The sequence below is a fragment of the Kouleothrix sp. 19917 genome, assembly GCF_057073505.1.
The window spans coordinates 4,991,207-5,006,614 of record NZ_CP097099.1; the positions used below are offsets into that span (position 1 = coordinate 4,991,207).

Here is a 15,408-nt window from a genome sequence, read left to right on the forward strand (position 1 = left end):
TTGCTGCATTGCTGAGCGCGCGAGGCAGGCGGCCGAATCAAATGCCGTGCGCGGCTGCGTAGCGGCGATGCACGGCGGGGCGCTCGGGATGGTTCGGCGTGTGGCTGAATAGTGCGAGTGAATTCGCAGAAAGTTGTAGTTTTCTCAAAAGAGATTGCGAGTGAATTCGCAGAAAGTTGGATTTTTTCTCCCCGAATAGTGCGAGTGAATTCGAAAATAGTGCGAGTGAATTCGAAGACCTAGTACAAGCATGGACTTGGGAACTATTGCTGTAAATAGGTTGCTATGCGAAGATACACACGTCAGCAGCGATAATGCGCGGCATTAGGTGAGAACACGGCTTCTCCCTGATGGCCGCGCTTTTTGGTGGCCGAAGTGAGCACAGCACCACAGCAGAACATCGAGGACTACGGCAGCGACGGCTACACCTATGTGCGCGGCGACCTGCAGCGGTATCAGACCAAGCGGGTGCGGACGATCCTGCCGATGGACGGCGAGAGCAATGCCGCGTTTGAGCTGCGCATGCACGGGCTGGCGCTGCAGCTGCTGGCGCGGCCAGAGATTTATAGCGTGAGCACGGATATCGACCGGATGAACGGCTCGCATGTGAAATGCACGATCACGATTGTCGAGGCGCCGCGCGCTGCACCGATTGCGCCGGATCATCGGCCGGCCGGTGGACGCTGGAGTGGCAGGGGTGTGCGGGGCGGGCGATAGGAGCCTGGGAGACACGAGACACGAGACGGGCCAGCAGCGGAAAGATCGCGCGGCTACTCCTTCGGGGGTGGCCGCTTTTATTTGGGAAGAAAACGAGATGGCAGTTGAAATGATCGGGCTGCGGGGCGACGTCGAGCGGATTGAGTCGCGGCAGCTGGAGCTGATTACGGATGTTTCGAAACTTTTGCGGCGCGTGGATTGGCTGCTGGTGGCCGTTTTGGCGCTTGGCGTGGCGTCGATGGTGTTGTCGTTCGTGGTGTTTGTGGTCGTTCTTATCCGATTGTAGCGAGGTAATGAGCATGTCTGGTAATGGCCTGGTAACAGCGTTTTTCGTTGTGGCGGCGCTGATTGGCGCGGTGGTGGGCGTGGCGACAGTGCTGGCGCTGCGGGCGCTGGGGGCATTGAAGTAGGGCGCATGCAATGCGCCCGTACCGCGCCAGGAAGCGGCGCGGTCTGCTCAGCCTGATAGCAGGGAGATTTTGGAATGGGACGCTTTGTGAAGGGCAAAAGTGGCAATCCAGCAGGGCGAGCACCGCGAGCGGTGGAGAATGCGCAGCGCTCGGTGCTGCTCGAGCTGTTCGATGAGCGCGCCGAGCGCCGCGTGATCGCGGGGATGATCGAGGCTGCGGCGGGCGGGGATGTTGGCGCGTTCAAGGCGCTGTACGAGCGGAAATACGGCAAGGTCAAGGATGTGGTGGAAGAGAAGAACGAGGTGGTGGTGACGGTGGAGTATGCGGCCGACACATAGAGGGCGAAGCACCTGCTCTCGGGTTCAAGGTGAGGGGCAGGAAAAGGGCAGGTGCTTCGCCCGAACAGGCAGGGCAGGCAGGTGCTTCGCCCATACGATCAGCAGCGGAACGCGCGACTGACAGCCGACACGTAGGTCGGCTGGTGACAGGAGCGCGTTTTTATGCCTCAGATTTCACTGAAACTTCGGCGCCCGCACGATGGGCAGGCCAAGATTTACAAGGGAATGCGCCGCTTCAATGTGGTGAGCTGCGGGCGGCGGTTTGGCAAGACAATCATCGGCACGAACTTGCTGCTCGAAGCGGCGCTGGAAGGGCTGCCGGTGGCGTGGGCCTCGCCGACCTACAAGATGCTGCTGGAGGTGTGGCGGGATTTCTTGCAGCTGGCCGCGCCGGTGATTGCCAAAAATGGGATTGACAAGCAGAACAAGCGTGTGACCTTGATCACTGGCGCTGTTGTCGACTTCTGGAGCCTTGCGAGCGCGGACTCAATCCGTGGCCGGAAATATCGCCGTTTCATCATCGACGAAGCGGCGATGGATGGCGCGCTGCTGGACCATTGGAACCTGGTGATTCGCGCCACGCTCGCCGACTATCGTGGGGATGCGTTCTTTCTCTCGACGCCGAAGGGCAGGAATGGCTTTTGGAACTTGTTTCAGCTCGGGCTTGACGATGCCCAGCGCGATTGGGCGAGCTTCCAGATGCCGACGGTGACAAATCCGCATATCGACCCCGACGAGATCGAGAGCATGCGGGCGTCGGTGCCGGAGATTGTGTTTATTCAGGAATTTCTGGCGCAGTTTGTCGACGACAACGCCGGGCTGTTCCGCAAGGTGATGGCGGCGGCGGTGGCCGAAGCGCAGGCTGCGCCGGTGGCGGGGCATAGCTATGTGTTCGGCGTCGACTGGGGGCGCAGCGGGGATTACACTGTGATCAGCGTGGTCGACATGAACACGCAGGAGCAGGTGGCGCTCGACCGGTTCAACCAAGTCGACTATGAATTGCAGCTGGGGCGGCTGGATGCGTTGTATCGTACGTTCAAGCCGCGGCTGATTGTGGCTGAAGCAAACAACATGGGCGGGCCGCTGGTTGAGCAGCTGCGGGGTAGGTATCCAGTGCAGCCGTTTGTGACGACGAACGCCACGAAGAAGGAGATTATCGACGACCTGGCGCTGGGGATGGAACAAGGATGCTTTCGGATACTCAACGACGCAGTGCAGATCGGGGAGCTGCTGAGCTTTGAGCAGACGCGGCTGCCCTCGGGCTTGTGGCGCTACGCTGCGGCGGGCAATGGGCACGACGATACGGTGATGGCGCTGGCGCTGGCCAAGCACGCGGCGAATGTGACGCCGGCGGTGGGCGGGAATGTGGGGGTGTGGAAAAGGTAGCGGCGGACACCCTTCGACAGGCTCAGGGCAGGCGTAGGTCCGCCGGGACGGTGGCAGCAAACACCCTTCGACAGGCCCTTCGACACGCTCAGGGGAGCCTCAGGGCAGGCGTAGGTCGGCTCGAACATAACTTTTAATGCAGTATATCTGATACGTTGCAAACGCATTAATACAGAGTCGCCACGCCAGCTATTGCGCGGGCGGCACTTCAGTAAGACCGGATGTTTCGTTCCAAAAGAGGCGCGCGCCACTTGATTCGCTATATTTTCTTAAAAGTTCCCAGGCTAAATCGCGCACAGTCTGTTCCCCTGATCGAGCTGGAGCTAGCCGATATTGAATTATATGAGTGTCATCGTTTAGGTATTGGCCCAGCTGAACTATATGGTGTGATGTTATGGATGATGCACTATCGGATTTGTCGAAGAAAGACAGAAGATGCTTTGATACTTCGTTGCGAATTTGAATATCATCGTGAGCTAGCAAAGTTAATAGGAGGAGACAAATCTCGCTTTGTGCGGATTCAATATTCTGACAGGCTCTGGCGGCTGCGATTCGAATCTCAGGCACAGGATCTTTCAGAAGCCCTAGCAGTGTAGGTATGGCCTCAGAAACAGGAGTTTCGTCGACACCAGGTGTTAAGGCATCGATAGCTGTTAAACGTATTTTCAAATCTGCTTCGTTTACACTTGATAGTAATTCAGGGATGAAACCAGAGATAGGGCGGCCTGCTCGTGGCCTTATAAGCGATCTCCTATTTTGATACAGTTTATAGCCAGCACCTACTCCCTCAATGACAGCGATCCGCACCTCGGGTACGATATCCTGAAAACGGGACGATAAAGGAATAATTATTTCAGGCACTAATAGAGAATCTTCATCAGATCTTCTTGTGAAAACCTGAATTGCTGCTATACGAACCTCTGGATGTGGATCTTCCAGAAGAGCCAGTGGATTAGCTACTGCTTTTGGGAGCGGCTCGGCTTCTGTGAGCCAGGCTACAGCTTTGACAGCCGCAGCGCGCACTGCGGGCTGTGGATCATCAAGCAGTGGCAGTAGTCCAGATATAACTTCGGCCGAAGGATATTTGGTCAAGCTACGGCTTAAAGCGTCGATTGCTGCGATACGTATTTCTGTTTCAGGATCATTGAGAAGCTTGACCAGGGCAGCTATAACGTCAGGGTGGAGTTCATAATTACGCCCTAGCGTAGCTATAGCCGCGATGCGCACTTCTGGTTGAGATTGATCGAGAAGTTCTAGGAGCGCGGATATAGCTTCGTCAGAAAATTCCCGCTGCACTCGCCCTAATGCACTTATAGCTGCGATAGCGGTTTCGGCTTGAGGAGATTTGAGAAGTTTCAGCAGCATTGGTATGGCTGCTGGTACATTACCTACTGCCCTAATAGCTGTAATGCGTATCTCGTCGTGGGGATCGTTGAACAGCTCCAGGAGGGCAGGTATGGCTTCGGGAATAGGAACACCCCAAATGTTGCTGCCTACAACTTCGATAGCAGCGATACGCACCTGTAGTTCCTGATCATGGAGAAGTTTCAGCAAGGCAGAAGCAAATTCAGATGGGAAATTTGTGAAGAACGGCCCGCGATACATAGCATTGATAGTGGCAACGCGCATGGCAAGGTTATTATTTGTAAGTTTCGATAGAAATGCTGAAGCAATTGCTGGTGTACTGAAGAGAACGGACTTTCTTGAACCTAGCTGAGAAAGAGTTTGGGTACACACAAATGGATCTGGATCGTGCAATAACACTATTAATCGTTCGACCGCTTGTGTCGCATGAGAACTACCAGCAAGCTTTTCAAGTACATATAATGCGGTTCTTCGCAGATTTGCGAAGGGCGATTTACGAACAATATGTGCAAGTTGATCAAGCACTGTTTTTTCGACTTCAGGATCGACTCGTAAACGATCTTCCAGACATTCGGCGGCGAGCAAGAGATTGTTTTGGAACATGTCATCGGGCAGAGCGAGTATATCGCGAAGCAGGGGCGATGCGTTGCCGGCAGCGGCGTAGAGAAGAACGACTTCGTGCCACCAGGATTCGGCAAGGTGGGTGAGTAGTTCGGCGCGACCTGTTTCGTCTTGTGAGAGTAAGTAGTTGGCAGTGAGATATTCCTGAAAAGTGAGGTGTGAGAAGCCATAGATGTTCATACCGCGTTCGACGAGCAGACCGCTGCGCTCTTTGACGTTTTCCAGAAATTCAAGCGCATCTTCTGGTTTTGCGCCGACGAGTGGCAGGGCAGCGGCGATCTGCTGCTGAGCATCGGCGTGTTCCACATCGCGTATGCTGTTTTTGTGCATCCAATAGGCTAGAGCTTCTAAAACTGTGCGCTTGCTGGCCCATTTCATTTGGCTAAAGGATACGCCTTTGGCTTCATCCCAGGAGCCGAGCAAGACCTGGACGCATTCATCGTAGAGTTCGACGCGACGCTCTGGGAGCGTTGCGCGATAGCGATGCACGGTGGCAACAATGGTTAATAAGAGTGGATTGACTGTGAGGCGGCGAATGCGATCGTTGCTTTCAATAGCTTTCACGAGGGCATTTGTATCTTGCTCAGCTTTACGGCGTGCGACTTCTTCGCCCATTTTGGTATCGCCGCGGCCGGCGAGCTCGACCGCGAGGCACCAGTGCTCGGCAAAATCGCGAATATCCTGATCGGCAAAGTCACAGACATCGAGCTGAACAAAGCCTGGAATGGTTACACCTTCGTAGCCAATAGGCCGCGAGGTGATGATGTAGCGATTATTGGGGTAGAGATTTACGAAATCTTCGACCTGGCTTGCGATGAGATGGCGCTGCTCAAGCGATGCGACTTCGTCGACACCATCGAGGAGTACGAGGCATTTGCCCTCGAGAAGGCGATTTGTGAAAAGGGTGGGCGAATATTCACGAGCAAGATCTTCTGGCAGGCAGACAGCAGGCAAATTCTCGGCCGATAATTTTGTGTTGGTGCGAGCGAGTGTGCGAAGCGGAATAATGATCGGCAGGCGTTGTTCGTCGAGGCCGAGCTTGCGATCGGCTTGCGAACGCGCAAATGTGAGTGCAAGAAAGCTGAGCAATGTTGTTTTGCCTGAGCCTGGGCCGCCAATAATGACCAAGCGGCGTGAGAAGGCAAGGGCTTGGCTGATGGATATTTGTTTGTTTTCTGGCTCTTGTATTGTTAGAGTGTCTTGCTCTTCTGGCGCTGGAGCGGCGGCCTTTGTACGCCACCAGATAAGTCGGTTCCAAATATCTGGGTTAGGAGCTTTTTTTAATGCTTCCCAATCAAAATCTTGCTTGAGTGCGGATGGATCGAGCCTGAGAGAGACGTAGACACGATCAAGTTCGATGGATGAAACACCAGAACGCGTGCGGATGCCACGTATTTGCAGGAAGCGGTGTTCTTCGCAGAGCCAACTGCGATAACGACGCTCGAAGCTTTTGAGCGAGCGGCGGCCCCCTAGCAATTTCCAGAGTTTGGCGATGATTGCACCAAGCCCTTTCCAGATGCCTGGAACGATGAGTTGGAATATGAGAATCGCTACTGCGCCGACGAGTGCGCCAACAACAGCCGCTATAACTGCATCGGATGGATTTTGGAGTTGCTGCCAGATGTTCATAGTGTTTCCCTAGTGCAGCTTGGGGCCGACACGTAGGTCGGCCGGGACGGGGCTTGGGCGTGGGCCGACACGTAGGTCGGCCGGGACAGGGCGGCGGACACGTAGGTCGGCCGGGACAAGCAGTTAGGGCGGCCATTGGTAAGTATCGGATTTGGTGGCGTGGTAGTTTGCATCGAGCGCGGGGGCGAGCAGGATGATGGCGGCGATGCGGCGGGCGATGGCGGTGACTTCGCGGACTTCGTCGGTGGTGAGGGCGCGGCCGAGCAGTGGCTTTTCGCGGTAGCTGAGCCACTTTTTGATGACCTGGTAGCCGCCGATGGTGTATTCCCAGACGGCGGCGGGGATGTTATTCCAGTAGGCGACGTTGTTGAGGTAGATTTCGTGTGTGCTTGCGCCGAGCAGGATGTGTGCGCCGGGCAGGGCTTCGAGGGCGGCACGCTCGGCGGGGGTGTAGGCGCGGGCGATGGCGCGACCTTTGCCGGGCATGGTGACGCCGCCCTGGCCGGCGTGGCCCCAGCCAGCGGTGAGATCGAGCTCGCCGGCGGCGGGCTGGAGCGCGCCACCACCGACGCGGGTGATTGCGCCGATGGCGCGCAGCTCGGGGCGGATGGGGCCGGTGGTGACGCCGGCGACGGGTGTTTCGGGATCGAGGAGGGCGGCGAGCTGGCGGCCGAGCGCAGCGGAGGCGCGCAGGGCTGCCGCGCTGGCGGGCAATGGTACGCGCGGCCAATCCTGGCGCAATGCGCCGGCGTTTTCTTCGCGGTAGGCGGGCGCGTGCAAGCTGGCGATGGCGTGGTGGAATAGCTCGGGCGCGCCTGCGCCAAGGCTGGCGAGGTAGACGCTGGCTGCGTCGCTCAGGTTGGGCCTGGTGTCGGCGTCGTGCTGATCGAAAAGTGTCTGCTGTTTGCTTTTGAGATAGAGTGGAATATAGCTTGCGCCACGATCCATCAAATCAAGATTACCAAGTTTATGTGTAACTTGGGGAACTGACCATTCACGTCGTGGCTTTTGTTGGGATACTATCCATATATTTCCTGCGAACACATGCGGAAAATATGCGGGTGATTTTTCGCCTAACAACCGAGTTTCCGGCTCCCAATAAATCCATCGAACATCAAAGGGGCGGTAACTGTAACGTACAAAATACTCAGGCAATAGACCGCGCCTTATTAGATAATCCCGTGTCGTACGCGCATCAAAGCGTGCAGTATCCTCCATACTTCGGGGTAGTAACTTCGACATCATTTCATGAGTTGTTTTTGGATCGAAATACTGTTTCATTCGATAGACGAGAGCACTGTGTTCAATATCGACAACCAAGTCATCACGTTTGGTCTGAACACCTGCGAAAAACACCGGGAATAGCTCAGGCAGCAGCGGCCAGGCGGTGTACGCGGCGGCGACCTGGGTGGGCATGAAGGGCAGGCCGATAGCGAGCGGCGGATCGAGCGGGGCGTAGCCGGCCGGATCGGGGCGCTCGGCTGATTCGAGCAGCTCGGCGCGCTTGTTTTTGCCCCAGAAGTGGCGGAAGGATAGGGATGCTGCTGGGCGGATAGGATCCGCTGGGCGGATACGCAGATCCGCCCCGACGGTGGATGAGGATGAAGAGCGGCGGACGAGCAGGGCGATGGCGGTGCCGACCTGGATGCCTTCGGGGTTGAAGGGTGTGGAGAAGACGCTGGGATCGGGCTGGCCTTCGGGCGTGAGCTTGCCGGTTTTGTATTTGTCGCCGTTGAGGCTGTCGATCCAGATGCGGTCGAAGGTTTCGAGGTAGCGCTCGCGCATGCCGGTGAAGGACAGACCATCGAGCCAGGAGTAGTTGGAGATGAAGCAGATGACGCCCTGGCCGGTCTGTTCGACGATGCGGCGCTCGGCCATGCGGTAGAAGCGGATGTAGAGATCGTTGAGGCCCTGGCCCTGCGGCTTGGGCGCGCGCACGGTGGTGCGGTAGGCGGTGGTGAGATCGCGCTCTTCGCCCATGGCGATGCCGGCATAGCCGGAGTAGGGCGGGTTGCCCAGGATGACCAGGATGCGCTCTTCGCGTTTGACCTGGCGGGCGAGGTCGCGCTCTTCTTGCAGGCCGGGGATGCCGGCGAGCTGGAGCTGGACGACGCGCTCTTTCTGGGCGTCGGGCGGTTCCCAGCCGGTGAGAGCGTTGGTGAGATAGACCCCGACGCGCTCGCCGTCGTCGGCCAGTGGCGCGCCAAGGGTGCGCAGCAGCAGGCCAAGCTGGAGGTGGGCGACGACAAAAGGCGCGGGCAGCAGCTCGAAACCGAAGATGCGCTCGCGCGCGGCGCGCTTGAGATCGTCGGCCAGGAGGGCGTCGCCGCCTTGCTCGCGCAGGGTGGTGGCGATGTGACGCAGGACTTCGACCAGGTAGGCGCCGGTGCCGCAGCAAGGATCGAGGACGACGACGCGCGGATCGGCCAGGCCGTCGGCGATGCCAAGCTCGGTGCGCAGGACGGTGTCGACGCGGGCGACCTGGTAGCGCACGATTTCGGTGGGGGTGTACCAGACGCCCAGCTCTTTGCGCAGCTCGGGGTCGAAGGCTTCGAGAAATGGCTCGTAGAAGTATTGGACGGCGTGGCCTTCTTCGAAACGCTGGAAGAAGGCGGCCCGATCGACGCGATTGAGGGCGGCGGCGGTCCAGTCGAGCACTTCCATGAGGCCGAGCGGGCGCAGGCGGGTGGGCGCGGCAACCTGGCTGAAGAGCGCTTCGATCATGGGCACGTGCAGGTAGTAGGCGGCGGAGCGCCAGTCGAAGCGGTCGTCGGCGCTGGTGTGTTCTTTGGACCAGAGCACCCAGGCGGAGAAGATGCCGTAGAAGAGCGTTTGGATGAGCGTGGAGCGGAAGAAGTGATCGCCACGCTCGCCCTGGAAGGCGATGCCGAGGGCTTCTTCGAGCGCGGTGCGGACGGTGTCGAGGGCGGGCAGGGCGGCACGCTCAACGCGGATGCGGGCGTCGCGGGCGTAGGAGGCGAGGAACGAGGCGACGTCGCGCGGGTCGGACAGGGCGGCACGGCTGAGCATGACGCGGCGCAGGTATTCGGCCAGGCGCTCGGCGTGCTCGTCGGCAAGGGCGGCGGGGTCGGCGAGCGCGGCCAGGAAGGCGGCTTCATTGGCTGCAAGGCGGTAGCGTTCGAGCAGCTGGGGCTGGCCGGCGCGGTCGCGGCCGACGAGCAGGAAGTCGCGGTAGTTGGTGACGAGGACCTGGCCGTAGCGGGCGAGGTATTTGGCGACTTGCGGGCTGGCGGCGACGTGGTCGACGCTGTCGGCGATGGGTTTGATTTCGATGACGCCACGGGCGGGGACCTGGGCGGCGATGCTGGTTGCATCGACGTTGCGGGCGAGCTGGTCGGGGGTGTAGAGGCCGCCGTCGGGGATGCCAGCGCCGAGGCTGCGCGGGTGCATGATGCAGCGCACTTTGGGCTTGAGGGTGCCGCCGATGGTGTTGAGCAGGTTGGCGAGCGTGGCGTAGAAGGATGTTTCGGCGACGCCGATGGCGCGGCCGTCGCGCAGTTCGCGCAGGTAGGTTTCGAGCGGGTTGAGGGCAGGCATGCGGTGCTCTCGGCTAGGCGCTGGGCCGCCGAGCGCGGGCTTGCCAGAGGGCGAGCGATGCGCTAGAATCAGCACAGCTTCAAAAACTACAGGAAACCCACTCTTGCTTGGCGGCGGGGTGGGTTTTCTGTTTCCTTTTTTTGCGGCGGACACACAGGTCCGCCGGGACGCGTGGCGAATACGCAGGTTCGCCGGGACATGTTTGGGCGTATGCGATACGCCGGGACGGGCCGACACCCTTCGACAAGCTCAGGGCAGGCTCCGGTTCGCCGGGACAGCCGACACGTAGGTCGGCCGGGACATGTTTGGGCGTGCAACGAATGGCGGAATTATATCATGTTAAGTAAACGGATGTGGAGGATTTTTTGGTGTGTGATTTTTGGGCAATTTTGAATTTGTGGCGTATGCGATACGCTGGTGCGTAGGATTATGTGACTGCGAGGGCTACGCGCCCTCGTGCTCCGCGGCAAAGGGCCGGCCGCGGCCCTCTGCACTCCCCGGCCGGGACTGCGTCACACCCACTGCGTGGGTACCCGACCCTGCAAAGGACGTGGCCGGCGTGCGAAACGCCCGTTGTCATGGCTCCGTTGTGGATGGGGGCTGGCAGCCGGCGATTGGCACTGTACGCTTTCGTGACTCGCGGCAGCTATGACTCGTCGCAAGCTGAGCAAACTGTCATCCTCCAGCCGTATGGATGACTATACAATCTCACCGCACTGAACTATACTAATGCCGCTTCTCTGATTTTCTCTGTTGAATCGGTGAGGGCCAGGAGGCCACACAACCATCTCTCCTTTTTCGTTGTAAAGGAAAAAAGCTCATGGTTTGGCGCTCAGCATGGTTGCGGTGTATGGTTGCTGTTGTGCTGCTGGCTTCATTTCCATCGCTTGGTTCAGCGGCTGACCATGCTCGCGTGCGTATTCGCTATGTCGCTGACGATATTCTGGTGCGGCTCGCGCCGGGTGTGGATGCCCGTGCGTTCGCCAAGGCCAAACAATTGCGCGATGACGTTCAGTCGATCGAGCGCCTCGGCACACTGCCGCTGTACCGCTTCAAGCTCACCGACGGCGATGCGCCCCCTACCAAGGCGTTGAAGCTGAATGCCGACCCACAGGTGATCTACGCCGAGCCAAACTACGAATCCTTGCTGCCCGAGGCACGCCAACGCTCTTCCTGGGTAGTTGGCACCGCCAGCGACTATCAGGAACAATGGGCACCCGCACAGATGCACCTACCCGAAGCGCACGCCATCACAGAGGGGGAGGGCATTACGGTTGCGCTGCTTGATACCGGGGTGGATACGCAGCATCCATTGCTGCGTGATCGGCTGCTTGCCGGGTACGACTTTGTGGATGGTGACGATGACCCGAGCGAAGAAGGAAGCTATGGCATCGATGCTGCCTACGGACACGGCACGCATGTGGCGGGGCTGATTGCGCTGGCGGCGCCCCAAGCGCGGATTTTGCCGTTGCGAACGCTCGACCGCGATGGTGTTGGCACGGTGTGGGCGCAAGTTGAGGCGCTGCGTTATGCGGTTCGCCAGGGTGCCAGCGTGATTAACCTCAGTTATAGCTTTGCCGTTCCTTCTGCAATGTTGGATGATGTGCTGTCGCGGATCACGTGCGCGCGTGGTGCTGATGTGGCTTGCCAATCGCCGACGCACCCTGGCGCGGTGGTGGTGGCGGCGGCCGGGAATAGTGGCGCGTCCAGCCGAGAGTATCCGGCCGGAGATAGTGCGCCAGGCGTGCTGGCGGTGGGCGCAAGCACTGCGGCAAATACGATTGCGTCATTCTCGAACTATGGATCGTGGGTGCAGGTGGCTGCGCCAGGCGATAGAGTCACGAGTAGTATTCCGGGTGGTGGGTATGCGACCTGGAGTGGGACATCGATGGCGTCGCCGCTGGCGGCGGGCACGATTGCACTCATACGCGCACGGTTCCCGGCATTGCGTCCTTCTGAGGCGGTGGTGCAGCTGAAGACGACGGGCGATCCGCTGAAGCTGACGATCCGCCGGCGCGTGGATGCCTTTACGGCTGTGACGTTGCAGCGTTGAGCAAACGGGCGATGGTGGCGTGGACAACGACGAAGGAGCGAGGCACCACCTCGCTCCTTCGTCTTGCAGGCGGCCAGCGTCGGTATCGATGATTTTTTCGCACGCTCCGACATTCGCCGAGATAGCGCTTCGGCGATTTTTTTGTGAACGCAGAGGCCAGGGCGTAGGCGGGGCGGTGGGACTTTCCCCCCAACGGCCTGAGGAAACTGCTTTGAGAAACGAGCCTAAGGGCTGGCGTAGCTGATCGGGATGGCAGTGTTATGCGCGCCACTGGCTGCGATGGTTATGCCGGGTAGGAAGATGGCGGTGACGGTGGCGGTAGCGGGCCTGGTCGTGGTCACAACGGTGCTGGTATGATAGTGCCTGGCCGACTGATCGGACACGATCACGACATGTTCTTTGCTGCCAAGAAGCCTGGTTGTTTCAGACCCAAGTATCTTCACCGATGTTGCGGTGACGCCGCGCGGAACATGGACGGTGTAGGTGATATCGGTGACGGAGGCTACATCGATGGTGACGGCGAGAAAGATCTGGATCCGCATGCCATTGGAGAGGTAAATAATGGGGTCGGCGCGGCAGCCTACGACGGCGGCAAAGGTTTGCCCGGGAATGAGCACCAGAGTAAGCGCAAACACCAACGCTGCCAGGAAGCGCTGCTGTGCCCTGGCGCGGGACGAAGCAAGACTGTGCGACATGGCACTTCTCCTCTATAGTTATGCACGATGGTCGTGCGAATGATGATACATAGGGTAGCATAGGCGAAGGCAATTACCAGGTGAGCACCAGGGCCTGGATTGCCACTTTACAATACGCACTGACGTGCTATACTCGCGGCATGTCGAAGCGTCACAAACTGTTGTGGCAAGCGCTGCGGCGCGCCCTGCTGATACTCGCCGATGCGATCAAGGTGTTCATTGAGAGCGCCGACGAGCAGCCCGCGCCGAAGTAGCCGCTTCGCACTCTAATCCCGTGTCACGCGCCGCCTACGGCCCCGTGTGGTTGTACCCGGCGCGCGTGTGAGCGCCCCGGTACACGGCCCGCTCTTTCGTATTTACGATTTACGATTGTAGATTTTCGATTGCGTGCAGCGTAATCGTCAATCGTCAATCGGAAATCCAAAATCGATTGAGCGCGGCATGCCCTCAATTCTCGACCTTCCCCAATTTGAACAGTTCCGACTGCCGTGGCAGGCGCGGTGCGCGCGCTATGCGCGGAATCGGGCGTACTACACTGGCAAAGCCTACGAAAAACTAAGCCAGTACGCCTGGGCGCAACAGCTCTACAGCGGCACACGCACACTGTTTAGCCCGCTGCGCCGCTGCGTGCGCGTGGATGTGGCGAAAGTTCCAGGCGGCTGGCTGCTGCCTGATTCGGCCTCGGCGTACACGCGCCGCGAGGTGGATTCGCTGCGCGCGCGAACCGGTGCGCTGGCCGCCTATGAGCGCTTTCTGCTCTATGGTGCGGTGGCGGGCGAGGCGGCGCTGATACTCGCGGGGCGGCCGGGCGCGCCGGCGCCGCTGGCGCTGCGGGCCGACGAGGTGATCGTTGGCCCTTCGACAGGCTCAGGACAGGCGAGCGAGGCGCTGATCATCAAACGCAAAGCTGCGGGTCTGGTGTCGGAAGAGTATGCGCAGGCGATCACGCCTGAGTGGGTGCAGGTGTTTGTCGACGGCGCGGCGCGGCCGGCGGTGCGCAATGCCTACGGCTTTGTGCCGGTGGTGCTGGGCCAGTACATCGCGGGCGAAGATGGCGCAGGCGAGCCGGCATTCGGTGGGGTGCTGGAGCTGCTTGACCGCGTAAATGAATTGGCCTCGCTGACGCTGGATGTGGTGGCGCGCAACGCCGAGCCGCTGCTGGTGGCGACGGGCGTGCAGGATATTGTGATGCAGCCGGGCCAGGACGCGATTAAGGAACGCAACCCTGACGCGAAATTCTACACCGTGAACCCTCAACTCGCCATTGCTGAGACGCTGGAGCTTATTCGCGACGTGCGCAGCGAGTACAAAAGTCTGCTGCCGCAATTGCACCTGGATGAGCTCAGAGTCAGGGGCGACCTGGCGTATGACACGGTGGTAACGATGCTAAGCGAGCTGGGCGACCACGTGCTGGCGGTGCGCTCGGGTGTCGATCGGGCGGTGGAGCAGGTAGAGCGCTGGATGCTGGATGCGACCGGCGGCACGCCCAGCGACTATGCGCTGCACCACGAGCGGCGCTGGCTGGCGCTGAGCGAGGCGCAGCAGATTGATCTTCAGCTCAAACGCCAGCAGCTGGAAGAGCGCCGAAGGGGCCAAACCACGGAGGGCGGGAGAGACATGAGACACGAGACACGAGAAGGGGAGCGGGGAAACCGAACCACGAAGGCACGAAGACACGAAGGGGAAGGCCGAAGAGACCAAACCACGGAGGCACAGAGGCACGGAGGGTAGGAGCGAGAAGGGGAGCAAGGAGACGCGAGGCAGGGAGCAAAGGCATCGGAAAGCCAAGGGCATACTGCATACTGACTTCTGACTCCTGCTCTTTGTGTCGTACGAAACAATGGTGCTGATGCGCGGCAGGACTGCGCTGGGCATATGAGGGCACGAGCATCGTGCCCGAACACGGCGGCTGATGCGCGGCAGGACTGCGCAGCGGCCAGGATACCCGCCAGGCGCGGGGAAAGGAACGATCATCATGGCAGAGGAACAGACTGGTTCGGAGACGGTGACGGAGCGCGTGACTGAGCGGACGACGGTGGCGCAAGCGGAGCAGCCGGCTGGTTCGGCAGCTTCGGGTGCGCAGCCGTTTGATGACCTGGGGCGGGCGAATGCGGAGATTGCGCGGCTACGGCATGAAAATGCTGAGCGGCGCGTTGGCAATCGCAGCCTGCAGGAGCAGATCGACGCGCTGAAGGGCCAGGTGCCGAGCGCGGATGTGCAGCGGCAGCTTGACGATCTGCAGGCACAGCTCCAGCGCTACCAGGCCGCCGGTGAAGCGGGCATCTCGCCCGAATTGCTGGCAGCGAATGCGCGCCTGGCGAACGCGACGACGGCGGACGAGATGCGGGCGGCACAGGAGCAGATCGCGCGCGTGATGACGCCGGCTGCGCCTCCGGCCAGCAACCCGGCGCCGCCGGCGGAGCCGACACAGCCCCTGAGCCGAGAGGAACAGACCGCAGCAGCGATGCACACCGGCAATATGCGCGAGGTCGAGCGACTGAACGCGGAGAAGCTGGCCGAGCTGAGCCGCAGCGGGTAGCAATGGGGCGGCGGCGGGTGCGAGGGCGGAAACCGCGTGCAGGGCGTATGCAATACGCCCCGGCCTACCCAGCCCGCCGCCGCCACTCATGTGAGGA

Annotated in this window: 10 protein-coding genes; 7 read left to right on the forward strand and 3 right to left on the reverse strand. The window is 59.9% G+C overall.

All coding sequences use genetic code 11. The features are described from left to right. Window positions 1–375 precede the first annotated feature (375 nt). From M1P90_RS20170 to M1P90_RS20185, 4 genes are all read left to right on the forward strand, one after another. Window positions 376–717, forward strand: a complete 342-nt coding sequence (locus M1P90_RS20170; protein WP_483697091.1) for a hypothetical protein — start codon at window positions 376–378, stop codon at window positions 715–717. 97 nt (window positions 718–814) lie between these two features. Further along, entirely contained in the window at window positions 815–1,003 is a 189-nt protein-coding gene (locus M1P90_RS20175) for a hypothetical protein (protein WP_483697092.1), read from the forward strand. 198 nt (window positions 1,004–1,201) lie between these two features. Then, window positions 1,202–1,465: a DUF5681 domain-containing protein gene (locus M1P90_RS20180; protein WP_483697093.1), complete on the forward strand. Its 264-nt coding sequence runs from the start codon at window positions 1,202–1,204 to the stop codon at window positions 1,463–1,465. A 162-nt stretch (window positions 1,466–1,627) separates the two neighbouring features. Continuing rightward, window positions 1,628–2,851 carry a terminase large subunit domain-containing protein gene (locus M1P90_RS20185; RefSeq protein ID WP_483697094.1) on the forward strand — a complete coding sequence of 408 codons (1,224 nt, stop codon included), beginning with the start codon at window positions 1,628–1,630 and terminating at the stop codon, window positions 2,849–2,851. A gap of 189 nt (window positions 2,852–3,040) precedes the next feature. Here M1P90_RS20185 and M1P90_RS20190 read toward each other — a convergent pair whose 3' ends face one another. Further along, window positions 3,041–6,466 (reverse strand): sister chromatid cohesion protein PDS5, encoded by a 3,426-nt coding sequence (locus tag M1P90_RS20190; protein ID WP_483697095.1) that lies wholly within the window; start codon window positions 6,464–6,466, stop codon window positions 3,041–3,043. 123 nt (window positions 6,467–6,589) lie between these two features. Further along, entirely contained in the window at window positions 6,590–10,024 is a 3,435-nt protein-coding gene (locus M1P90_RS20195) for a type ISP restriction/modification enzyme (protein WP_483697096.1), read from the reverse strand. A gap of 850 nt (window positions 10,025–10,874) precedes the next feature. On the opposite strand from M1P90_RS20195, the gene M1P90_RS20200 reads away from it, so the two are divergent. Then, the gene (locus M1P90_RS20200) at window positions 10,875–12,077 is read left to right on the forward strand and encodes a S8 family serine peptidase (protein ID WP_483697097.1); all 1,203 of its coding nucleotides are present in this window, start codon (window positions 10,875–10,877) and stop codon (window positions 12,075–12,077) included. A 224-nt stretch (window positions 12,078–12,301) separates the two neighbouring features. On the opposite strand, the gene M1P90_RS20205 is transcribed toward M1P90_RS20200, so the two are convergent. Next, window positions 12,302–12,772, reverse strand: a complete 471-nt coding sequence (locus tag M1P90_RS20205; RefSeq protein ID WP_483697098.1) for a hypothetical protein — start codon at window positions 12,770–12,772, stop codon at window positions 12,302–12,304. A gap of 441 nt (window positions 12,773–13,213) precedes the next feature. Here M1P90_RS20205 and M1P90_RS20210 point away from each other — a divergent pair, with 441 nt between their 5' ends. Further along, complete coding sequence (locus M1P90_RS20210; protein ID WP_483697099.1) at window positions 13,214–14,503, forward strand: hypothetical protein; 1,290 nt, start codon at window positions 13,214–13,216, stop codon at window positions 14,501–14,503. Between the two features lie 244 nt (window positions 14,504–14,747). Continuing rightward, window positions 14,748–15,311: a hypothetical protein gene (locus M1P90_RS20215; protein WP_483697100.1), complete on the forward strand. Its 564-nt coding sequence runs from the start codon at window positions 14,748–14,750 to the stop codon at window positions 15,309–15,311. The last annotated feature ends 97 nt before the right edge of the window (window positions 15,312–15,408 follow it).